Annotated in this window: 19 protein-coding genes and 1 tRNA gene; 17 read left to right on the top strand and 3 right to left on the bottom strand. The window is 58.5% G+C overall.

Features of this window, described 5'->3' with window-relative positions; translation table 11 throughout:
• The first annotated feature begins 4 nt into the window (after positions 1 to 4).
• Positions 5 to 81 (top strand) — tRNA-Arg (locus tag HVA01_RS13565).
• A gap of 166 nt (positions 82 to 247) precedes the next feature.
• Here HVA01_RS13565 and HVA01_RS13560 read toward each other — a convergent pair.
• Positions 248 to 1282 (bottom strand): tRNA dihydrouridine synthase, encoded by a 1035-nt coding sequence (locus HVA01_RS13560; protein WP_146875950.1) that lies wholly within the window; start codon positions 1280 to 1282, stop codon positions 248 to 250.
• 140 nt (positions 1283 to 1422) lie between these two features.
• Between HVA01_RS13560 and HVA01_RS13555 the strand changes: the two genes are divergently transcribed.
• From HVA01_RS13555 to HVA01_RS13545, 3 genes are all read left to right on the top strand, one after another.
• Complete coding sequence (locus tag HVA01_RS13555) at positions 1423 to 1680, top strand: OadG family protein (protein ID WP_146875949.1); 258 nt, start codon at positions 1423 to 1425, stop codon at positions 1678 to 1680.
• 92 nt (positions 1681 to 1772) lie between these two features.
• Positions 1773 to 3599, top strand: coding sequence for a sodium-extruding oxaloacetate decarboxylase subunit alpha (gene oadA, locus HVA01_RS13550; RefSeq protein WP_146875948.1), 1827 nt, complete (start codon positions 1773 to 1775; stop codon positions 3597 to 3599).
• Between the two features lie 9 nt (positions 3600 to 3608).
• Complete coding sequence (locus tag HVA01_RS13545; RefSeq protein ID WP_146875947.1) at positions 3609 to 4931, top strand: sodium ion-translocating decarboxylase subunit beta; 1323 nt, start codon at positions 3609 to 3611, stop codon at positions 4929 to 4931.
• A 66-nt stretch (positions 4932 to 4997) separates the two neighbouring features.
• On the opposite strand, the gene HVA01_RS13540 is transcribed toward HVA01_RS13545, so the two are convergent.
• Positions 4998 to 5624, bottom strand: coding sequence for an IMPACT family protein (locus tag HVA01_RS13540; RefSeq protein ID WP_146875946.1), 627 nt, complete (start codon positions 5622 to 5624; stop codon positions 4998 to 5000).
• The gene (locus HVA01_RS13535) at positions 5624 to 6028 is read right to left on the bottom strand and encodes a LexA family protein (RefSeq protein WP_246129633.1); all 405 of its coding nucleotides are present in this window, start codon (positions 6026 to 6028) and stop codon (positions 5624 to 5626) included. The genes HVA01_RS13540 and HVA01_RS13535 overlap by 1 nt, the downstream gene beginning before the upstream one ends.
• A gap of 195 nt (positions 6029 to 6223) precedes the next feature.
• On the opposite strand from HVA01_RS13535, the gene ccmA reads away from it, so the two are divergent.
• The 13 genes from ccmA (at position 6224) to HVA01_RS13470 (ending at position 21312) form a co-directional block, all read left to right on the top strand.
• Complete coding sequence (ccmA, locus tag HVA01_RS13530) at positions 6224 to 6856, top strand: cytochrome c biogenesis heme-transporting ATPase CcmA (protein WP_146875945.1); 633 nt, start codon at positions 6224 to 6226, stop codon at positions 6854 to 6856.
• 81 nt (positions 6857 to 6937) lie between these two features.
• Complete coding sequence (ccmB, locus tag HVA01_RS13525) at positions 6938 to 7657, top strand: heme exporter protein CcmB (protein WP_146875951.1); 720 nt, start codon at positions 6938 to 6940, stop codon at positions 7655 to 7657.
• A gap of 15 nt (positions 7658 to 7672) precedes the next feature.
• A complete protein-coding gene (locus HVA01_RS13520; RefSeq protein ID WP_146875944.1) occupies positions 7673 to 8425 on the top strand; it encodes a heme ABC transporter permease in 753 nt (250 codons plus the stop codon).
• Positions 8425 to 8616: a heme exporter protein CcmD gene (ccmD, locus tag HVA01_RS13515; protein ID WP_146875943.1), complete on the top strand. Its 192-nt coding sequence runs from the start codon at positions 8425 to 8427 to the stop codon at positions 8614 to 8616. Before HVA01_RS13520 ends, ccmD begins: the two co-directional genes overlap by 1 nt.
• Complete coding sequence (ccmE, locus tag HVA01_RS13510; RefSeq protein WP_146875942.1) at positions 8613 to 9122, top strand: cytochrome c maturation protein CcmE; 510 nt, start codon at positions 8613 to 8615, stop codon at positions 9120 to 9122. Before ccmD ends, ccmE begins: the two co-directional genes overlap by 4 nt.
• 46 nt (positions 9123 to 9168) lie before the next feature.
• Positions 9169 to 11178: a heme lyase CcmF/NrfE family subunit gene (locus HVA01_RS13505; protein ID WP_146875941.1), complete on the top strand. Its 2010-nt coding sequence runs from the start codon at positions 9169 to 9171 to the stop codon at positions 11176 to 11178.
• Entirely contained in the window at positions 11175 to 11702 is a 528-nt protein-coding gene (locus HVA01_RS13500; protein ID WP_146875940.1) for a DsbE family thiol:disulfide interchange protein, read from the top strand. The genes HVA01_RS13505 and HVA01_RS13500 overlap by 4 nt, the downstream gene beginning before the upstream one ends.
• A complete protein-coding gene (locus HVA01_RS13495; RefSeq protein WP_146875939.1) occupies positions 11693 to 12163 on the top strand; it encodes a cytochrome c-type biogenesis protein in 471 nt (156 codons plus the stop codon). The genes HVA01_RS13500 and HVA01_RS13495 overlap by 10 nt, the downstream gene beginning before the upstream one ends.
• Positions 12160 to 13407 (top strand): c-type cytochrome biogenesis protein CcmI, encoded by a 1248-nt coding sequence (gene ccmI / locus HVA01_RS13490; protein ID WP_146875938.1) that lies wholly within the window; start codon positions 12160 to 12162, stop codon positions 13405 to 13407. Before HVA01_RS13495 ends, ccmI begins: the two co-directional genes overlap by 4 nt.
• A gap of 24 nt (positions 13408 to 13431) precedes the next feature.
• The gene (gene smc, locus HVA01_RS13485) at positions 13432 to 16926 is read left to right on the top strand and encodes a chromosome segregation protein SMC (protein WP_146875937.1); all 3495 of its coding nucleotides are present in this window, start codon (positions 13432 to 13434) and stop codon (positions 16924 to 16926) included.
• A 206-nt stretch (positions 16927 to 17132) separates the two neighbouring features.
• Positions 17133 to 18857, top strand: coding sequence for a cell division protein ZipA (gene zipA, locus HVA01_RS13480; RefSeq protein ID WP_146875936.1), 1725 nt, complete (start codon positions 17133 to 17135; stop codon positions 18855 to 18857).
• A gap of 146 nt (positions 18858 to 19003) precedes the next feature.
• Positions 19004 to 21037, top strand: coding sequence for an NAD-dependent DNA ligase LigA (ligA, locus tag HVA01_RS13475; protein ID WP_146875935.1), 2034 nt, complete (start codon positions 19004 to 19006; stop codon positions 21035 to 21037).
• Positions 21037 to 21312, top strand: coding sequence for a YheU family protein (locus HVA01_RS13470; RefSeq protein WP_146875934.1), 276 nt, complete (start codon positions 21037 to 21039; stop codon positions 21310 to 21312). Before ligA ends, HVA01_RS13470 begins: the two co-directional genes overlap by 1 nt.
• Positions 21313 to 21568 lie beyond the last annotated feature (256 nt).

Below are 21568 nucleotides of genomic sequence, written 5' to 3'. Positions count from 1 at the left end.
TTATGCGCCCGTAGCTCAGCTGGATAGAGTACCTGACTACGAATCAGGGGGTCGGAGGTTCGAATCCTCCCGGGCGCACCAGAATCCAAAACCCGCCTTCTTATTGAAGGCGGGTTTTCTGTTTCCAGCCTGATCGCTTGCTTCTAGCTTGATCACCTGTTTCTGGCTTGACCGGCAGTAGCTCGCGCCCCGGTCATGTGATCGTGTTTAACGCCCCCCGCTTTGCGGTAGGGCGTTTTTTTTTTGGCTATGCGAGAGAGTGAGTATTATGCGCTTGAGGTGAGGGCGCTAAGCCAGTGCCGTGCGCCTCCTCGGCCACCAGGCTGTCGAGCAGTGGGTCTAGCTCGGTGAGGCGCTTAACGCGTTGAAAGTTTTCATAGGCTTCATCGCTGCCTTGGCGCATTTGCGCAAGCCACTGCTTTACCAACGATACCACCACGCGGTCAGGCAGCTGCTGGCGCTGTCGGGCGGCGTACTCCTTGAGTACGCTGGCGCGCATTGCCCAGCTGCTTGCGGGTAGCCGCTCGCCGGTTTGCAGCCAGTGGCGAATGCGCGGCGCCAGCCAGGGGTCTGCCAGCGCGCTGCGCCCTAGCATTACATCGCGGCACCCCGAAAGCGTACGGGCCTTCCAGTAATCTTCCAGCGTCCAGATATCGCCATTAGCCACTACCGGGATGCTGACGTGACGGCGAATTTTGCCGATCCACTCCCAGTGCGCCGGTGGGCGGTAGCCTTCGTCGCGGGTGCGTGCATGCACCACCAGCTGGGCGGCGCCGCCCGCTTCGGTGGCCTGGGCGCAAGCAACCGCCAAGCGGCGATTAGCGAAGCCCAGACGAATTTTGGCGGTCACCGGGATTTCGCCATCTAACGCCTCATGAACGGCCTTAACCGCCTGATAAACGCGGTCGGGCTGGCGTAGCAGCGAGGCGCCGCCGTCGTGGCGGTTGACCATTTTGGCTGGGCAGCCAAAATTAAGGTCGACGCTCACCGCGCCCAGACTAAGCGCTTGGCGTGCGTTAGCCGCCAGCGCGGCTGGGTCAGCGCCGAGCAGCTGTAAATGCACGGGAATACCGCTCGGCGTTGCCACCTGGGGGAGCGCTAGCTCCGGGCAGTGTTTATAAAACACGCGGGGTGGCAGGCGAGCATCGACAACGCGCACAAACTCCGTGACCGTCCAGTCGAACCCCGCATGGCGGGTCAATAGATCGCGCGTCAGCGCGTCGATCACCCCCTCCATGGGAGCTAGGCCGATTCTGCCGTTTTGTAGTAAATTAACAACCATGACTTCCACTATCGCGCCATTGCATTTTATTCTGGGTGTGGCAGGTTAGTGGATTCCCTTCACTGCGCCAAGCGCCTTTCAATATAGTAGGCGTAATAAGGCGTGTATAAGCGATACGTATGAACCAAGGAGAGCGCCGTATGGAAGATCCAGGGCTGTTGCAAGACGGGTTAGCGTTAATGGCGCTCGGTATGGGGTTTGTGTTTGTTTTTCTTACTGTTTTAGTTGTTAGCGTCACGCTAATGTCCAAGCTGATCGGCCGCTTTCAGCCGGTTCCCGCTGCGGTAAGCACGGATAAAAACACGCATAAACCCGCCGCTGCCTCCTCTCAGGATGACGAGGTGATGGCGGTGATCAGTGCCGCAGTGCATCGTTATCGAACGACACGACGTCGTTAACTTTCTTAATTTTTTTCTATTTCAGCCATCTAATGGCTATTTTTTTGTTATTTTTACTACAAACTTATAATTATTTACGGTGAGCTAAGACCATGAACGCAATAAAACGTCCCTTAGGCATTACCGATGTCGTGCTGCGCGATGCCCACCAATCGCTGTTTGCCACGCGTATGCGGTTTGACGATATGCTGCCGATTGCCGAAAAGCTGGATCGCGTCGGCTACTGGTCGCTGGAAACCTGGGGCGGCGCTACCTACGACGCCTGTATCCGTTACCTGGGTGAAGACCCGTGGGAGCGTATTCGTGCGCTGAAAGAAGCCATGCCCAATACCCCCCAGGCCATGCTGCTACGTGGCCAGAACCTACTGGGTTACCGCCACTACGCCGACGACGTGGTGGACAAGTTCGTTGAGCGGGCCAAAATCAACGGCGTTGACGTCTTTCGCGTTTTCGATGCGATGAATGACCCGCGTAATCTTGAACGCGCCATTCAGGCCGTGCGTAACGTAGAAGGTCATGCCCAAGGCACGATTTCCTACACGGTAAGCCCGGTGCATACTCTGGATAGCTGGGTTGATCTCGCCAAAACGATTGCTGGTTTGGGTGCGGATTCGCTGGCTATTAAGGATATGGCGGGGCTGCTGACCCCCTACACGGCGTTTGACCTGGTCACCCGGCTCAAAAAAGAGCTGTCGATTCCGGTGCACCTACACTGCCACGCCACCACCGGCCTCTCCACTTCGACCATCTTGAAGGCGGTAGAAGCGGGCATCGATAACGTCGATACCTCAATTTCGTCGATGTCGATGACCTATGGCCACAGCCCCACCGAGTCCGTGGTGGCGATGCTGAAAGACACCGACCGCGATACCGGTCTGGATCTTGAGCTGCTGGAAGATATTGCCGGTTACTTCCGCGAAGTACGTAAGAAGTACGGGGCCTTTGAAGGCTCGTTGCGCGGTATTGATTCGCGTATTCTGATTGCCCAGGTGCCGGGCGGCATGCTGACCAATATGGAAAGCCAGCTTAAAGAACAGGGCGCGGGCGATAAGCTCGACGACGTGCTAAGCGAGATTCCCCGGGTGCGCGAAGACCTGGGCTTTATTCCATTGGTCACGCCCACCTCGCAAATTGTCGGCACCCAGGCGGTGATGAACGTGATGATGGGCGAGCGCTACAAGTCGATCTCCAAGGAGGTCCAGGCGTTGCTCAAAGGGGAATACGGCGCCGCGCCCGCGCCCTTTAACGCCGAGCTGCAAAAGCGCGTGTTAGAAGGCGGCGAGCCGATTACCTGCCGCCCGGCGGACAATCTTACCCCCGAGATGGATAGGCTGGCCGCCGAGCTCAAAGACAAAGCCAGCGCTGAAGGCATTCGCTTGGCAGAGGGCGAGCGCGAAGTCGATGACGTGTTGACCTACGCGCTGTTTCCGCAAATTGGTTTGAAATTTCTTAAAAACCGCGATAATCCCGATGCCTTTGAGCCGGTTCCCCAGGCCGCTGAAGCAAGCGCTGAAAAGCCCCCTGCCAAGGTGGAGAGCAACGCGCCCGTTGCCAGCAGCGGCCCGGAAACCTATACCGTTAAGCTCAACGGTAAAGCCTTCGTGGTGGAAGTTTCTGAAGGGGGTGAGCTGGGCGAGGTACAGGAGCAGGCGACAGGCGGCGCAGCACCAGCAGCAGCCTCATCCAGCCAGGAAGCGCCAGCACCTAGCGGGGAAAGCATCGACGCGCCTCTGGCCGGCAACATTTTTAAGGTGAACGTGCGCCCCGGTGAGCAAGTCGCTGACGGGGATGTAGTGATCATCCTTGAAGCGATGAAAATGGAAACCGAAGTGCGCGCCAGCAGCGCCGGCACTGTCTCGAAGGTCAACGTTAGCGAGGGCGACAGCGTAGCCGTGGGCGATACGCTGATCGAGCTCTAAGGGCATCCAATGGATAATTTAGCAACACTATGGGAAGGCTCTGGGCTGTATAACCTTGAGCTTGGCCAGCTAGTCATGATCCTGGTGGGGCTGCTGCTGCTCTACCTGGCAATCTACAAAAAGTTTGAGCCGCTGCTGCTGGTGCCGATTGGTTTTGGCGGCATTCTTGCCAATATACCTGAGGCCGGGCTGGCGCTTTCGGCATTAGATCAAGCGATTGAGGTGGCCAAACCAGCAGTGCTGCAGCCAATGGCGGCAGCGTTGGGGGCCACTCTCGACCCGTCAAGCGGTGCCGACGCTTGGCGTGAGTCATTGAAAGCTATTGCTCACGGCGGCGCTGCGCCGGATCAGGTCCGCGCCGCACGCGATATCGCGGTGGGCGTCGGCTACAGCGACGGCATGCTCTACAGTTTTTACACCGTCGCCATTGGTTCGGGCGTGGCCCCGCTGCTTATCTTTATGGGCGTGGGCGCCATGACCGACTTTGGCCCGCTGCTGGCCAACCCACGCACGCTGTTTTTAGGGGCTGCCGCCCAGTTTGGCATTTTTGCCACGCTGTTTGGTGCGGTGGCGCTAAGCTCAATGGGGCTAATGGACTTCTCGCTTGATCAGGCCGCCGCCATCGGTATTATCGGCGGCGCGGATGGCCCAACCTCAATTTACGTTGCCAGCGTGCTGGCGCCGGAGTTGCTGGGGGCAATTGCCGTGGCCGCCTACGCCTATATGGCGCTGGTGCCGCTGATCCAGCCGCCCATTATGCGTTTGTTGACCACCCAGAAAGAGCGTCAAATCAAGATGACCCAGCTGCGGCCGGTGTCCAAGCTGGAAAAGATCATCTTCCCGCTGATGCTGCTGATTCTGGTGGCGCTGTTTCTGCCTGATGCGGCGCCGCTGCTGGGCATGTTCTGCTTCGGTAACCTGATGCGCGAGTGCGGCGTGGTCGAACGCTTGTCGGACACCGCGCAGAACTCACTGATCAACATTGTGACGATTATCCTGGGTCTCTCTGTAGGCTCCAAGCTAATGGCCGGGAGTTTCCTGACGTTGGAGACGCTGGGGATATTAGGCTTGGGGATTGTGGCGTTTGGGATCGGCACCAGCGCCGGGGTGTTAATGGCCAAGCTGATGAACCTAGTGAGCAAAATGCCCATCAATCCATTGATCGGTGCGGCGGGGGTTTCCGCAGTGCCCATGGCCGCGCGAGTGGCTAACAAGGTGGGGCTTGAGTCCAACCCCCATAACTTCCTGCTGATGCACGCCATGGGCCCCAACGTAGCGGGGGTGATTGGCTCGGCGGTCGCCGCCGGGGTAATGATTAAGTACCTGGGTTAACTGTTTTACTAGCGCCGCTGCGTTCAGGGCTTTGGTGCTGCCAGAATCTCACTAGCGCCGCTGCGTTCAGGGCTTTGGTGCTGCCAGAATCTCAATAGGGCTCTTTAAGCGGTTTTCCAAGGGAGCAAGGTCGAACGCGCAGTCTCGGGGCCAGCCAATGGTTAGGCGCACGCCGTCGCCATCATAGTCGGCTTGCTCGATGGGGATGGTGTGCTCTTCGCACCAGGCGCGGGCGATCGCTTCGTTGGCAAAGCTGAGCCGCAGTGTAAAGCTGTCGCGCTCAACGACTTCTCGGGTAGGTAGTGTCTCCAGTGCATGACTGACCGCTTGTGCATAGGCGCGTGCCAAGCCGCCGGTGCCGAGCTTGGTGCCGCCAAAATAACGAATCACCACACAGCCGACATGGCCTAGTTGGCTGCCCTGGAGTACCTGATACATGGGTCGGCCAGCAGTGCCGCCAGGCTCGCCGTCATCAGAAAAGCCAATCGACGTTTGCTCGCCGGGCGGTCCGGCGATATAGGCAGTGCAGTGGTGGCTGGCATTGGGGTGGGCGGCTTTCGCAGCATTCAGCATGGCAGTGAACGCGCCGACATCGCAGGCGTGGCACAGCCAGGTAATAAATTGGCTCTTGTCTACTTCGATGTCAGCCGTATGCCATGACGCAGGGGGCAGGTCAGGAACCCGATAGCGCATTAATGCTCCGTGAAGGTACGCTCACTTTTCAGATAAGCGCTTGGATGTGGTTCAACACCCATTACCATACCGAGTACCTGAATATCCTGATTGTGCAAAAATAGCGCTGGTTGAAGGGTATCTTCTGGCCAGAGTTCCACGCCAAAGCGGCTGATAGAAAGCTGCTTCAAGGCGATTGTTTGCTGATTAATCTCGGCAACGGCGGTTTCGGTTTGGGTATCGTGCTGATAGCGCCGAATAATAATGACATCGCCATCGAATAAGTTGCAATCGCTCATCCGGTTGCCACGTACTTTTAGCGCATAGGTATTGCGCCGTGTCACACTGGGCGTCATTGCGTAGGGGCGCATAGCTGGTTGCCCGCGGTTGAGTGAAGCGGTAGCTGCGTTCATCGATAATGTCATGGGGAAAGCTCCATTGTATGTTCTTTCATACAGTGGTTTTGAGTATAGACCTGTTATTGCATACAGTGCTACCGATAATTTTTTAACGCCTGTTGATGTAGGTCACGCTGCGACCCACCGTCGCATCGTCTGAGTAGCGAGAAAGTGGCTTTCCGTGTAGAGTTCGACGCGAAATCAACGTGCCTGGAGAGTCTCTTGAGCCTGTGTCTACAAGCCCGACAGCTGGCCTGTGAACGTGATGACCGCTGGCTTTTCCAGGGGCTCGACCTCGACATTCGCAGCGGTGAAATCGTCCGTATTGAAGGGCCCAATGGCAGCGGTAAAACCAGCCTGCTGAAAATTCTCTCCGGGCAGCTCAGCGACTATCAGGGCGAGCTGTTCTGGAATGGCGCTGCAATGAAAGATGTGCGTGAACATTTCCTGGCAAATTTGCTCTATTTAGGCCATGCCCCAGGTATTAAAACAGGCTTATCTCCCTTAGAGAATTTAGCTTGGTACCAAGCGCTCAGTGGTACGAGTAGTAATGACAAAGACAGCGAAGAGCAGTGCCTGGATGCACTTGAAAGCGTAGGTCTGGCAGGCTTTGAAGAGGTGCCAGCGGGGCAGCTTTCAGCAGGACAGCAACGGCGGGTGGCGCTGGCGCGACTGAAGCTTACCCCGCGCGCCCTCTGGGTATTGGATGAACCCTTCACCGCGATTGACCGCCATGGCGTGGCTGCCCTTGAAAAGCAGTTGGTTGACCATGCTAAGGCGGGCGGCTGCGTGCTAGTAACGACACACCATGCGTTAACCGCATCCCCGCTGCTAAGGCATATCGCGCTGGGGTAGAAGGAGACAGGGTTGCACAGCTCTTTACATAGCTCTTCACAACAGGGTCCTTCAGAACAGGGTTCTTCACACCGTTCAGACATCAGCCAACAGATTTCCGCAGTGCCACTGCGCGAATACAAAGGTGGCTTGCTGATCGCAGTGAAGGCCACGCTCGTGCGCGACTTAACGCTGTTGCTGAGACGCCGTGGCGAAGTGCTCAACCCGCTGGTGTTTTTTGCCCTGGTGATCACCCTGTTTCCGATCGCCATTTCGCCTGATCCTGAGCTGTTAGCGGTGATTGCGCCGGGCTTGCTGTGGGTGGCGGCGCTGCTAGCCGCACTGCTGTCGTTGGACAGCCTGTTTCGCAGTGATTATGACGACGGCAGTCTTGAGCAGCTGCTGCTGGCGCCGCAGCCGTTAGCCGCGCTGAGTTTGGCCAAAGTGGCCGTGCACTGGCTGCTGACAGGCCTTCCGCTGGCGCTGATGGCGCCAATATTGGGTATTATGCTCGCCTTGCCGGCAGGCAGTTACGGCGTACTGGCGCTGTCATTGGCGCTGGGCACGGCCAGCTTGAGTTTGATTGGCGCGATTGGCGCGGCGTTAACCGTCGGTCTGGCCCGGGGCGGGGTGCTGCTTTCACTGCTAGTCCTGCCGCTTTACATCCCGGTCCTCATTTTTGGCGCGGGGGCGGTTCAGGCGGCCATATTGGGCGATGGTGTCGGCGCACATTTGGCTATTTTGGGCGCGCTACTCGCGGCCTCGCTGATGTTGGCGCCGTGGGCGATTGCCGCATCGCTGCGCATCAGTATTAACGGTTAAAGGATAGGACTCGCTATGTGGGCCTTTATACACAAACTGGGATCACCCAAGTGGTTCTATGGCATTAGTGCCAAGCTACAGCCCTGGTTTTGGGTCGCGGCGGCGCTATTGATCGTCACCGGGTCGCTGTGGGGCCTGGCGTTTGCCCCGGCGGATTACCAACAGGGTAATAGCTTCCGGATTATTTACGTCCATGTGCCAGCGGCCTTTTTGGCCCAGTCGATTTTTATCGCCATGGCGGTATCCGGCCTGGTATTTATGGTCTGGAAAATTAAAGTCGCCGATATGGCAGCGGCGGTGATGGCGCCTCTGGGCGCCGCCATGACCTTTGTGGCGCTGTTCTCCGGCGCCGTGTGGGGTGTGCCTACTTGGGGCACGTGGTGGATGTGGGATGCGCGTCTCACCTCAATGCTGATCCTGCTGTTTCTGTATTTGGGGGTCATTGCCCTACGCGGCGCGTTCACCAGCCGCGATAGCGCGTCGCGGGCCGCTTCGGTGCTGGCCATGGTGGGGGTGATTAATATTCCCATCATCAAGTACTCCGTGAACTGGTGGTATACCTTGCACCAGCCGGCGTCTTTTACCTTAACGTCGCGGCCTGCGATGCCTACTGAGATGTGGCTGCCGTTGGTGATGATGGTGTTGGGTTTTTACAGCTTTTTTATTGCCTTAACGCTGATGCGTACGCGTAGCGAGATTCTGCGCCGTGAAGCTAACAAGCGCTGGGTACAGGATCTGGTCAAAGACCAGGTAGAGGAGGCTCGCTAATGGCATTTGACTCATTTTCCGAATTTATCGCCATGGGCGGGCATGCCCCTTACGTGTGGTCTGCTTGGGGCGTGACGGCGCTGCTGCTGCTGGCTAGCGTTTGGCATGCGCGCGCAGAGCAGCGACAACTGCTCAAAAGCTTGAAACGTCGCGTAAGACGCGAAAACAGCTCGAGAGGGAATGCCCAATGACACCTAAACGTAAACAGAAACTGTTTGTTATTTTGGGCCTGGTGTCGCTAGCGGCGATTGCCGTGGGGCTGACGCTTTACGCGCTGCGTGCCAACATCAATTTGTTTTTTAGCCCGGTACAGATCGCTCAGGGCGATGCGCCCATAGAACGGCAAATTCGCGCGGGCGGTATGGTGAAAGCGGGCTCGGTGTCGCGTGATAAAGAAAGCCTGGACGTCGAATTTACCGTCACCGATTACGTCGACGATCTGGAGGTCTATTACAGCGGGATTTTGCCCGACCTGTTCCGGGAAGGCCAAGGCGTGGTGGTGGTCGGTGAGCTTCAGGCCGACGGCCGCCTGTATGCCGATAAAGTACTCGCCCGCCACGACGAGAACTACATGCCCCCTGAAGTCGCTCAGGCATTGGAAGAAGCGGGCTATTCGCCTGCCGACTACCAGGCCAAAGCTGCCGAAGTAGGCCAGCGCCTTGATGAAAAAGGCGTGCCCCAGGCAAACGAATACTAGTTCTCGTCCCCCCAGGGTTGGCAATAAAGCCTTATGCGGAGCACCCATGCTTACTAAACTAATCCCTGAAATTGGCCACTTCGCCCTGATTATTGCGCTGTTGATGGCGGCAGTACAGGCGGTGATGCCGCTGGCCGGAGCGGCGACTCGGCGCCCGCTATGGATGGCTTACGGCCAGCCCATGGCGGCGGGGCAATTTGTGTTTGTAGCCATTGCCTACGCCTGTTTGACTGCCAGCTACATGCTGGATGACTTTAGCGTGGCGAACGTGGCCAATAACTCCAACTCGCTACTGCCCTGGTACTACAAGTTCAGTGCCGTGTGGGGCAACCATGAAGGCTCGGTGCTGCTGTGGAGCTTTATGCTGGCGGGCTGGGGCTTCGTGGCTAGCCTGTTCACCGGTAACCTGCCGCGGGATATGGTTGCCCGGGTAATGGGCGTGATGGGCATGATTTGCGTAGGCTTTTTACTGTTCATTTTGGTCACCTCCAATCCCTTCGAACGGCTGCTGCCCGATATGCCCCAGGATGGCGCCGACCTTAACCCGTTGCTGCAAGACTTCGGGTTAGTGGTGCATCCGCCAATGCTCTATATGGGCTATGTGGGCTTTTCCGTGGTCTTTGCGTTTGCGATTGCGGCGCTGATGGGCGGGCGCTTGGACGCCGCCTGGACCCGCTGGGCGCGGCCATGGACCAACCTGGCCTGGGCGTTTCTCACCGTGGGCATTGCGCTGGGCAGCTGGTGGGCCTATTACGAGCTTGGCTGGGGCGGCTGGTGGTTCTGGGACCCGGTTGAAAACGCGTCACTCCTGCCCTGGCTGACGGGCACCGCGCTGGTGCACTCGCTGGCGGTGACCGAGAAGCGTGGCTCGTTTAAAAGCTGGACCGTGCTGCTGGCGATTTCGACCTTCTCGCTGTCGCTGATGGGCACCTTCCTGGTGCGTTCCGGGGTGCTGACCTCGGTGCATGCGTTTGCCAATGACCCCGCCCGCGGTTTCTTTATTCTGATGCTACTGGCCATTACGGTGACGTTGTCGCTGCTGGTATTTGCCCTGCGCGCCCCACGGGTGAGTCATAAGGTGGGTTTTAACTGGCTTTCCCGGGATGCGCTGCTGCTGGTCAATAACATTTTCCTGGTGATCATGACCGTCACCGTGCTGCTGGGGACCGTTTACCCGCTGATTTTGGATTCGCTGGGCATGGGGAAAATCAGCGTGGGTCCGCCTTACTTTAATGCCCTGTTTGTACCGCTCACCGTCATGATGTGCATGTTTATGGGGCTCGGTTCCGTGGCCCGCTGGAAAGGCATGGCGGTGCGCGACCTCGTCCGCAAACTGTGGCTGGCAGGCGTTGCCGCGCTGGTGCTGGGTATATTGATGCCGCTTTTGTATCGCGGCGAATGGAATCTTTGGGTATCGCTCGGCATTGTGTCGGCGCTCTGGATTGTATTGCCGATGGTGCGCGATGTGGTGGATAAAACCCGTCATGCTAGCTCGTTTTTGGCCGGTGTCCGCAAGCTATCGCTGGCTTATTGGGGCATGGTGCTGGGTCACGTAGGCGTTGCGGTTACCATTGTCGGCGTGACGGTCGTGTCTAACTACAACATTGAGCGCAACGTGCGCATGTCGCCGGGCACCACGGTCGAAGTGGCGGGGTATCAGTTCACCATGACCGGGCTGGTCGAACGCCGCGGGGCCAACTTCCTGGCGGATACGTCGATTCTACAGGTGCAGCGCGGCGATTCAGGTCGCAGCTTTACCATGCGGCCCGAAAAGCGCCTTTACCTGGCCACCAGAATGCCCATGAACCAAGTGGCTCTGCGGCCGGGCCTGTTCCGTGACCTTTACGTGGCCATGGGCGAAGACCTGGGCGATGGCAGCTGGGCGATGCGCGTTCAATACAAGCCGTTTGTGCGCTGGCTGTGGCTGGGTGCCCTGCTAATGGCGACAGGTGGCGTGCTCGCCGTACTCGACAAGCGCTACCGGCGCGCCGCGGTAACCCGTGAGGCACCGAAGGTGGCGGCCAATCGCGAGACGGCAGGGGAGGTGGCGGTATGAAGCGACGGTTATTATTGCTACTCCTGCCGGTGTGTTTTTTGGGGCTGGCGCTGTTCTTTTATCAGGGGTTGGCGCTGGACCCCTCTCAGCGTGATTCTGCGCTGATGGCGCGCGAATTTCCCCCCTTTGAAGCCACCACGCTGCGCGATGAAACTCAGCGCGTTGATCAGTCGCTGCTCGCAGGCGAAGTGACCCTGGTAAACGTCTGGGGCGAATGGTGCCCGGCATGCAAGCAGGAAATGCCCCAGCTGCTGGAACTGGCTGACCACGGGATACGCATGGTGGGGGTTAACTACCGCGACACCCGTGAGAAAGGCTTGGCGTTTCTTAGCGAGTTTGGCGACCCGTTTGAAACCAATATTTTTGATCCAGAAGGCGATCTGGGCTTTGATCTGGGTGTTTACGGGGCCCCGGAAACCTTTCTGGTCGATGCCGATGGGGTGATTCGCTATCACCATAAAGGCTATGTCTCGCCTCAAGACGTGCGCGAACGAATTTTGCCGGAGGTGGAAAAATGGCGCTGATTCGCTTAATCCTAGCGCTAACGCTGCTAGCCATGGCGTCAGGCGCCGTAGCAGCGGGTATTGAACTGCGTGAGTTTGACGACCCGGTGAAGGAGAAGCGCTATCACGATTTAACCGCCTCCATGCGCTGCCCGCTGTGTGAAAATCAAGCCATCAACGATTCCGATGCGCCTATCTCGGCGGATATGCGCGAGCGGGTTTACCGTTTGCTGGAAGACGGCCGTTCGGACACCGAAATTATTAACCACATGGTCCAGCGGTTCGGCGAATACATCCTCTACAACCCGCGTTTAGAGAGCCGCACCTATCTGCTTTGGGGGCTGCCCTTTGCGCTGGTATTGCTAGGTGCCGTTATCGTCGTGCTGATGGTTCGCGCCCGCCGCCATGCCTCTGCTAAAGCGTTGAGCGCGGAAGAGCGCCAGCGCATTGATGCGCTGATTAACCGTAAGGGGTCTTCATGACGCTGCTCTGGATTGCGATTGCCGTACTGCTGCTACCTGCACTCTGGCTGTTGGCCTCGCCGTTAAGGAACGCACGTAAGCTGCACGACCAGCAGTACCACTTTGAAGCCAACGACACCTCTGCCGAGCAGAACGTGGCGATTTTCCAGCGTCGTTTGGCATCGCTAGAGGCGGCTAGAGAGCGCGGTGAGATCGACGCTGGCCGGTTTGATGAAGACCGCCTGGAGCTGGAGCGCAGCCTGCTGGAGGACACCGCAGTGACCGCCCGGCGTCCGCTCAAGTCGGCCGGCGCCGGGCGGTTTGTGGTGCCGGTGGTGATGGTCGCCGTGGTGGTGATCAGCGTACTTTGGTACCAGCAGGAGGGCGCCGAAGGCGATCTGACGCTGCTAGCGGTACAGCAAGAGGTGCGCAACGACCCTAACGGGTCGCTTGCCATGTATATCGAGCGTATGGAAGAGCAGGCCGAGCGCCAGCCGGATAACCCTAATGTGTGGAGTTCCTTGTTTCCGCTTTATCGCGAGACGGGGCAAATGGATCAGGCGGTGGATGCCCTCGAGCGCCTGATCGCTATCGAGGGCCGTATTCCTCCCCTGCTCGCCCAGCTGGCGCAACTTCGTTTCTTTATGGCCGAGCGTGAGTTAACCGACGAGGTACAGGCGTTAGTCGATGAGACGCTAGAGAAGGACCCGCGTCAGCCAACGGTATTAGGGATGTTGGGCATTCACGCCTTCGATAATGGCGATTATGAACAAGCCATTGATCGTTGGCGGCGCGCCGTGGCCAATATTGAAAACCCAGACACGGCGGCTTCGCTGCGCGACGGTATTCGCGTGGCCCAGGAGCGCCTGGGCATTGAACCCGAAAAGGCCGCTGTAGAAGCCGCCGAGAGCAGCGGTATCCGCGTGCGCGTTGCGCTGGACGAAGACCTCGCTGGGCGTGTTGACGGCGACGACACGGTGTTTATTACCGCCCGCGATATCGAGGGAGAACTGCCGCCCCTGGCCGTGGTTCGGACGCAGGTATCCGAGCTGCCAATGACCGTGGTGTTGGACAACAGCGTGGCCATGTCGCCCCAGGCGCAAATCTCCCAGGTGCAGGAAGCGCGCATCGTGGTACGTGTTTCTCCTTCTGGTCAAGCCACTCCCCAGCCCGGCGACCTGTTTGGCGACCTTGACGGCGTCAGCGTCGGGCCGATTGAGCAAGATAGCGCCGCCGACGTGGTGATTAACCGTGTCTTTGAATAATCACAACGGGAACGCCGCCTCGGTATGCGCTTAACGTCGATTCGCTTAGTCGGGTTTAAGTCCTTTGTCGATCCCGTGACGGTGCCCTTCGATGGCAATATGACCGCCATCGTGGGCCCCAACGGCTGCGGTAAATCCAATATTATTGACGCCGTGCGCTGGGTGATGGGCGAGTCCTCCGCCAAAACCCTGCGCGGCGAATCCATGGCCGACGTTATTTTTAACGGCTCCACCGGCCGCAAACCGATCAGCCAAGCTTCCATAGAGCTCAAATTCGACAATCGCGATGGCAGCATGGGCGGTGTTTATGCCCAATATGCCGAAATCGTGGTTAGGCGTTTAGTTACCCGCGACGGGCAGTCAAACTACTTCTTTAACGGCCAAAAGTGCCGTCGCCGGGATATCGCCGATCTGTTTATGGGTACCGGCCTGGGCCCGCGCTCCTATGCCATTATCGGCCAGGGCATGATTTCGCGGCTGATCGAGGCCCGCCCCGACGACCTGCGCTCGACCCTGGAAGAAGCCGCGGGTATCTCCAAGTACAAAGAGCGCCGCCGGGAAACCGAAAACCGCATGCGGCGCACTCAGGAGAACCTGGAGCGTCTGGACGATATTCGCGAGGAGCTGGATAAACAGCTGGAGCGTCTTAAACGTCAGGCCGAAGCCGCCCGGCGCTATCAGGACCTAAAAGAGCAGGAGTATCGGCTCAAGGGCGAGCTGGCGCTATTGCGCGGGCGCACTTTGCGCGCCGAGCAGTCGCACCAGGAGAGCCGCGTCCGCGAACTGGAAATAGCGGTTGAAAAAGATGTCTTCGGCGTTCGCCAGTGCGAAACCCGCCTGGAACAGGCCCGGGAGCAGCACGACGAATTGTCTGAGGTGCTTGACCGTCATCAGCAGCAGTTCTTTGAAACCACGACGCGCATCGCGCGTTTAGAGCAGGATCAGGCCCATCGGCGCAGCCGTGAAACCCAGCTGGCTAGCGACATCGCCACCGCCCGGCGTGAATTGGACGAGCAGCGCCGTGTCAGCGAAGGCGACCAGGCGCGCCTAGCCGCGATTGACGAGCGCTTTGATGATCTACTCCCCGAGCACGAAGCGTTAGAGGAGCAGCTTGAAAACCTTGAGCAGGCGTTGGCCGATGCGTCCCCCGCGCTGGAAGCCGCCGAGCAACAGTGGACCGATGCCGAAACGCGCTGGCGGGATGCCAGCCGCGATGCGGAGCGTAGCCAGGATCAGTTGCGCGACCTGGAGCAACGTATTGCGCGCCTTCAGGCGGAGAACCAGCGCCGCCGCCAGCAGCGCAGCGAGGTCGCTGACCTTACCGCGCTGCGCGAAGAGCATGCCGTGTGCCAAGCGCAGTTAACGGCGGCAGAGGAGCAGGCGGAAGGTTTCCAAACTCAGCGCGATCAGTGGCAGCAGCGCTACAGCGATGCCAAGGCGGCCTACCAGCAGGCGACTCAGGCGCGCGATCAGCAGCGCGCGGAGCTCAGCCAGCGCCAGGGGGAATTGGCGTCGCTGAAAGCGCTGATGGATGCCGCCCTGGCGGATCATGATCCTGCGATTGGCACGGCCCTGGAAGCGCATGGCCTGGCGGATGCCCCCCAGCTGGGTGAAGTGCTGCAGGTAGAGCCCGGCTGGGAAACGCTGGTTTCCTGGCTGCTGGCGCCGTGGCTCAATGCGCGTCTTGTTGCTCGTCACCAATTAGCCGCCCTGCCTGAAGCGCTGGCCACCGACTGGTGTTTGATTGATCAAACGCCGCCGACAGCCTCCTCGCCAGGGCAGCGTTTGGATCAGTTGGTCAACGGCGCCGGTGCGCTGGGTGAATGGTTAGCAAGCATTCACTATACGCAAACTGCTGCAGAGGCCGAGCAGCAGGTAGCGCAGTTAGCGCCCGGTGAAAGCGTGGTGAGCCAGGATGGGGTTTGGCTGGGCCGTGGCTGGCTGCACCAGCAGGCCAACGGCGAAGGTGTCGATGGGCTACTGCTAACGCGCCGTCGCTACGCCGAACTCATCGCCCAGCGTGCAAGCGAAGAGGACGCGCTGGCGCTGACAGAAGCGCAGTGTGAAGCCGCCAGCGAGGCGATTGAAACGCTCGAGCAGGCCCGCGAGCAACAGGCCGAACAGGAGCGCAGCCACGCCGCTAATCTGCAGCAGCTAGCCGTTAAGGAGCGCAGCCTAGCCCAGCGTTTGGAACACCTGGAAAGCCGCGCGACGGAACTCGATGACGAGCTTGCCCAGCTCCAGGAAGACGAAGCGGAGTTGGCACTCACTATTGATGAGCAGCGTGCCCGTTGGCATGCGGCAATGGAGCAATTGGAAAGCGCGGCCCAAGCACGGGAAACAACCGCTGAAAAGCGTAGCCAGCGTCGCGAACAGCGTGACCAGCTGACTCAGCAGCTGTCTCCGCTTAAAGCGCAGCAGCAGGCGCTGGCACTCGAGCGCGAACGCTTAACCGCTGAACGCGATAGCCTGCGCTCCCAGCAGGCGCGTTCAAGCGGCAGTGAAGAACGCTTGTCGCTGCGTATTGCCGAGCTGGAAGAATCGCGAGAAATGCTGCTCGAACCCGATGAGTTGGCGGGGGAAGAGCTGGAAGAGCTGTTGCACCAGCGCGAACAGCAGGAAGGGCGCTTAAACGCGACTCGCCAACAGGCCCAGGCGCTGGCAGAACAGCTGCGCAATGATGAGCTTGCCCGCCAGCAGCACGAACGCAATCTGGAGCAAAGCCGCGAGCAGCTGCAACAGCGGCGTATGGACGCTCAGGCGCTGGCGCTAAAAGCGGCTACTCAAGACGAACAGCTGGAAGAGCTGGGGCACAACGTCGAAACCCTCGCCGAGCAGCTGCCCAGCGAGGCCACTGAGGCTAGTTGGCAGGAGCGTCTGGAAAGCACCACGGATAAAATTCGCCGCTTGGGCGCGATCAACCTGGCGGCGATTGAAGAGTACGATCAGCAGGCCGAGCGGCGTAACTATTTAGAAGCCCAGCACGCCGAGTTAACCGAAGCGCTGGAAACCCTTGAGCGGGCGATTAAGCGTATCGACCAAGAAACCCGCGTGCGCTTCAGGGAAACCTTTGACCAAGTGAATGCCGGGCTGCAAGCCCTGTTCCCCCGCGTGTTCGGCGGCGGTGCGGCATGGCTAACGCTGACTGGCGATGATCTGCTGGAAACCGGCGTGGCAATCATGGCCCGCCCGCCGGGTAAAAAGAACAGCACCATTCACCTGCTCTCGGGCGGTGAAAAAGCGCTTACCGCGCTGTCGCTGGTATTTGCTATCTTTCAGCTTAATCCTGCGCCGTTTTGTATGCTGGATGAAGTGGATGCGCCACTGGACGATGCCAATGTGGGCCGTTACGCCAGGTTGGTAAAAGAGATGTCGGAGAACGTGCAGTTTATCTATATCACCCACAACAAGATTGCCATGGAAGCCGCCGAACGCTTAATGGGGGTTACCATGCAAGAGCCCGGCGTTTCGCGTTTAGTTTCGGTGGGTATCGAAGAAGCGGCAGCGCTGGTCGATTAAGGCGAATTTTTTGCTTTTAACAGTGTCGGCATTTTGCCAAAGTGTGAAAATCGCGTTAAATACGGCGAAAACTAGCCATTTTCCTAGCAACCGCGCTATGCTGATGGTTGTTATTTGTTCAATAGCCGTTACCGTTATCCACATTCAGGCATAATTTTTAGACACCGTGCCTTAGCAACCGGCAAGACGACCATGGAACGTTCAACATGGAACTAAGAGAGTGGTTAATTATTTTAGGGCTGGCGTTGGTATCGCTCATCGTTATCGACGGTGTGCGAAGACTTCAACGACAGCGACGTGTACCCCGCTTGGATCAGGCGGACAGGGATTTTCCTGACAGTCAGTTTGAGGATCCCGAAGAAGCGGCCAAGGCAGCGGAAATCAATTGGGAGCTGCCGAACGGTGGCGCTCGGGTGGTTAAGCCTGCCGATTACAGCGGTTTAGGCAATAAGCCAAAATTAGAACGCCAAGAGCACCCTGGGCCCTCCAGTGTGCTGGCTGAGTTTAGGCGCTCAGCGTCGGCGAAGTCGGCCAAACGCAAAGCGGACAAAGCGGAAAAAGCCGATGCGGTAGCCAGAAGGTCTCAATCTCACACGGCAACACCGCAGCAGCGGGTTGATGCCGAGCCTACTGTTACTAGCGCGGCTACCCGCGATGCCGCAAGTGACCCAGTCGCATCAGCCGATCATCAACCATCGCCGGTGAGTGAACATGAGCGTCGCGAGCCGAGTATCTCTTTCTCTTCGCCACAAACCGAGCAGCCTCTGCCTACTGAAACCACGCCTGAAACCAATGCCCCAATGACGCCTGAGGCAGCGGAAGCACCGGCCCAGTCCTCGCATGAGCAGTCATCAGATGAACAGCCTTCGCATGAACAGCAAGAGCCTGTGCTGCGCGCCGAGCCTGACGATGCCGTGTTTGCCAAGCACGCGGCGAGTGACCATGGGGCTAAGCGACGCCAATTACGTCCCGACACAGCGGGCGACCACGATGAATTAGACGATGATGAAGTCGATGAATATCGGCTGGTTGATTTTGAGGGTATGGGGCGCTCACTGAAACGTCGTCTGATTGCGCGGCGTAAAGAGAAACAGCGCAAGAAAGCCGAGAAAGCCATTCGCGATGAAGCCCTGGCCAAGCAGAAAGCCGAGCGCAAAGCACTGGAAGCTGAGCAGCGGCGTGAAGCCAAAGAAGCCGCTGACGCCGAGCGTGCACGTCTCGCGCAAGAGCAGGCAGAGGCCCGCGAGGCGGCAGCCAATGCGGCCGCAGCAGAGCGACTCGCCGCCGAGCAGCGTTCTGCCGAATATGCCGAAGAAAGCCGCAGCGCTAACGTTGATGCCAGTGATGATTATCTTAGTGACTATGGCGCTGACAGCCTGGAAACTGATGAGAGTAGTGGCGAAAGCGTCCGCGTACACCCAACGTTAGAAAAAGCTTTACGCCACGATGTCAACGGTGAACACGCCAAAGAAACGCTGACCAATGCCGACGAAGTCGTGGTAATTAGCGTGCTCTCCAGAGACCCCGAAGGTTTCGACGGCACCAAGCTGCTTGATCTGATGATGGTATGCGGTTTGCGCTACAGCCGTGCGATGGGCGTGTTCCACCGTTTTGAAACCGAGAGCGAGGACAGCGAACTGCAGTTCTCAATGGTTAATGTGGTCAAGCCGGGTACTTTCCCCATTGAAGAGATGGATGAATTTACCACGCCAGGTGTCACGCTGTTGATGCCGCTGCCCGGTGCGGTTGATAGTTCAGTAGCGTTTGAGGCGATGGTAGAAACCGCCATGGTGGTGGTTCGCCACATGGGCGGCGAGCTGAAAGACGAAAACCATAGCGTGATGACCGCGCAAACCATCGAATTCGCCCGTCAGCGGGTGCGTGAGTTTGAGCGCCGCCATCGCCTGCATCGCCAATTGCAGGCGCGCTAATCGTCGTTCATTAATCTCTAGAGCAGCACTTGCTGTGTCACACCCGCCTTCTTGCCAGAAGGCGGGTGTTTCTGTTCAATACGCAGCACCTTTTGTATTTCCAATTTTTTTGCGCTTTCGCTGCGGCGAGTCTGGAACCCCTGCTAATGACTAAGTCTGACGCTCAACCCCTGGAAGAGATTACCCAACTGCGCGCCACCCTGGACGAGGCCAACTACCGTTACTACGTGCTGGACGACCCGACGCTCACGGATGCTGACTATGACCGTCAATTTCAGCGCTTACAGGAGTTGGAGACCGAACACCCAGAATTGATTACCCCCGATTCACCGACCCAGCGCGTGGGGGCTGCCCCCGCGGAAGGCTTCCCCTCGGTAGCCCATGCGATCCCCATGCTGTCGCTGGATAACGCCTTTAGCCGTGAGGATATCCACGCCTTTGCCGAGCGAGTCGCCGAGCGCCTTGAATGCACCGCAGACGACGTTGAGTTTACCTGCGAACCCAAATTGGATGGCGCAGCCGTCTCGCTGGTCTACGAACAAGGCGTACTCGTTAGCGGGGCGACCCGAGGCGATGGCCGCACCGGCGAAGGCATTACCTCAAACCTGCGCACGCTGCGCTCGGTACCGTTAAAGCTGCGGGATAGCAACGTGCCCGCTCTGCTGGAAGTCCGCGGCGAAGTGATTATGCGCCATGCAGGCTTTGAAGCGCTGAACGAACGCGCCCGGGAAGCGGGCAGCAAGGTATTTGCCAACCCGCGTAATGCGGCGGCGGGCAGCCTGCGCCAACTCGACCCGCGAATTACGGCCAAACGGCCATTGGAATTCCACGCTTACCAGGCGGCGCGCCTGGAACCGGATCTCGGTGACACCAGCCACAGCGAACTAATGGCGCGGTTAGCCACGCTTGGCTTTCGCGCCAGTTCAGAGCTAAAGGTGATCAAAGGCCCCCAGGCAGTCGCCGACTACTGTGAGCAACTGGGTGAGAAGCGTGACGGTTTAGGTTTCGATATCGATGGCGTGGTGATCAAGGTCAACGACCTGCGCCACCAGCGTGAGCTAGGCTTTGTTGCCCGTGCGCCGCGCTGGGCGGTGGCGTTCAAGTTTCCGGCGCAGGAAGAAGTCACTACGCTTAACGATGTGGAGTTTCAGGTCGGCCGCACCGGGGCAATCACCCCAGTGGCGCGGCTTGAGCCAGTCACCGTGGCGGGCGTGACGGTTTCCAATGCCACGCTGCACAACGCTGATGAGATTGCCCGCTTAGACGTGATGATCGGCGATACAGTCTCGATTCGCCGGGCCGGTGATGTGATTCCCCAAGTGGTAAGCGTGCACGTTGAGCAGCGGCCCGCTGATGCAAAGGCGATCATATTTCCCGAACACTGCCCGGTCTGCGGTTCGGATATCGAGCGCATTGAAGGCGAAGCGGTGGCGCGCTGCTCGGGTGGATTGTACTGTGCCGCCCAGCGCAAAGAGGCGCTCAAGCACTTCGCCAGCCGCAAAGCGCTGGATATTGACGGCCTGGGCGAAAAGCTGATTGTGCAGCTGGTTGATTTAGGCTGGGTAGAAACGCCTGCAGCGCTGTTTCACCTAAGCGTAGAGCAGCTACAAAGCCTGCCGCGTATGGGCGAGAAATCGGCGACTAACCTGGTCAACTCCCTCGAAAAATCTAAATCAACGACACTGGCGCGGTTTATTTATTCGCTGGGTATTCGCGAAGTGGGCGAAGCCACGGCGGCGAATCTTGCTAATCACTTTGGCACCCTTGAGGCTATTCAAAACGCAGAACGCGAGGCGCTTGAAGCGGTCAACGATGTCGGCCCGATTGTGGCGGCCCATGTGCATACGTTCTTCCGCCAGCCGCACAACCAGGAAACCATTGTTGCGCTGATTGACGCCGGGGTTACCTGGCAAGAAGCGGAAGTGACCCAAGGCCCCACGCCGCTGGAAGGGCAGACCTGGGTGCTCACCGGCTCGCTGGAAAGCATGACCCGGGATGAAGGCAAGGCGCGGCTTCAGGCTCTGGGCGCCAAGGTAGCGGGCAGCGTGTCGAAAAAAACCAGCTGCCTGGTCGCCGGCGAAGCGGCGGGCAGCAAGCTCACCAAAGCAGAACAGATGGGCGTAGATGTCATCGACGAAGCCACCTTTATTGAACGTTTGGCCGAGTGGGAGCAACGCTAATGAGCCGCTTTATTGAAGTCCCCGCAAGAATGCTACCGCCAGAAACGCTAAACGCCCTGTTGGAGGCGTTCGTGACTCGTCAGGGTTACGACACCACCGATACGACGGGCGAGGGCATGCACGGCTGGGTAGTTCAGTTGAAAAAGCAGCTAGAGCGCAATGAGCTGATCATCGCCCACGACCTGGAGCTGGAAATGACCGAAGTCATGACCCTGGCCCAGTGGCGCTCGTTTGGTCGCGATATCGCCGACGATGAAGAAGAAGGTGATACTTAATATTATTAGCTATTTTTTGTGGGAGGGCGCTTTAGCGTTGGTCCGACACTTCGGCGAAGGGTGCCGAAGGCACTCCTTAGCTTCATCAGGCTAGAAGCCTAAATGGTCGCGAGCTAAAGCTGCCTCCCACGGTTGCAGTTATCAGGCTAGAAGCTAATTGTGGGAGGGCGATTTAGCGTTGGTCCGACACTTCGGCGAAGGGTGCCGTAGGCACCCCGGTGTTGTAAGACTGGAAGCCTAAATAGTCGCGAGCTAA

Source organism: Halovibrio variabilis, assembly GCF_007991175.1.
GTDB classification, from domain to species: Bacteria; Pseudomonadota; Gammaproteobacteria; order Pseudomonadales; family Halomonadaceae; genus Vreelandella; species Vreelandella variabilis.
Note: the sequence above shows the minus strand (reverse complement) of the source record. Positions and strands in the feature narration are given on the sequence as shown.